Source organism: Micromonospora sp. DT31 (genome assembly GCF_049841795.1).
GTDB lineage: Bacteria > Actinomycetota > Actinomycetes > Mycobacteriales > Micromonosporaceae > Micromonospora.
The window spans coordinates 1-780 of sequence record NZ_JBNCKZ010000068.1 but is presented as its reverse complement, the minus strand read 5'-3'; the positions used below and the strand labels follow the sequence as shown (position 1 = coordinate 780).

Below are 780 nucleotides of genomic sequence, written 5' to 3'. Positions count from 1 at the left end.
AAGGCCCGACCCCCGGTGTGGGGTCGGGCCTTGTCGTGGTGGGGCTCAGCTGGTGCTGTAGCCGCGGGTGGCGATCCAGTCGGCGAGGGTGTCGATGGTCATGCGGTAGGTGGCGGTGTTGGGGTTGGCGCTGTCGGCGATGGTGACGGTGTTGCCGTTGTCGCGGTAGCCGATGACGCTGATGTAGTGGCCGCCTTCGAAGGAGTGGGTGGTGCCGTCGGTGTCGGTGGCGGTGCCGGCGATGTTGGCGACCACGGCCCGGCCGGCGTCGACGGTCTTGACGATGTCGGTGCGCAGGGTGTCGGTCTGCTTGTTGTCGGCGTTGGGGGTGTTGATCTCGACGGACTTGTAGGCGTTCTTGGTGCCGGTCTGCTTGTTCAGCACGGGGGTGATGTCGTTGATGCTGTCGGTGCCGGCCTCGGTGGTGCCCATTTCCTTGGCCATGGCGTGGACGTCGATGTTCTTGCCTTGCACGCTCAGGGCGTTGCGGGCGGCGGCGGGGCCGCAGAAGTAGAAGTTGGGTTGGGCTTCGTAGCGCACGTCCAGTTCCCGCTCGCCGTGCTTGCGGTCGGCGGTGACCTGGACGGCGCGCTCGGCGGGGGTGGCCTGGGCGGCGATGGCGGGGCCGGCGATGCCGGTGGTGGTGGCGGCGATACCGGCGGCGGTCAGCACGGTCTTGCGCAGCAGAGTGGTGGCCATGGTGGTTGCCTCCCTGGGGTGGGGGAAACGCGCGGCGATCCGGGGGTGCCGCGACAAAGGGGGGAAAGTCTCGGGGGGGGG

Annotated in this window: 1 protein-coding gene; it reads right to left on the bottom strand. The window is 69.0% G+C overall.

Annotation, left to right across the window (positions count from 1 at the left end; translation table 11 throughout):
* Positions 1 to 45: 45 nt before the first annotated feature.
* The gene (locus ACLQ2X_RS28410; RefSeq protein ID WP_425684143.1) at positions 46 to 699 is read right to left on the bottom strand and encodes a C39 family peptidase; all 654 of its coding nucleotides are present in this window, start codon (positions 697 to 699) and stop codon (positions 46 to 48) included.
* Between the last annotated feature and the right edge of the window lie 81 nt (positions 700 to 780).

Bases quoted from the DNA above. Each gene is read 5' to 3' on its own strand.
- ACLQ2X_RS28410 (WP_425684143.1), bottom strand. From the start codon at position 699: ATGGCCACCACTCTGCTGCGCAAGACCGTGCTGACCGCCGCCGGTATC.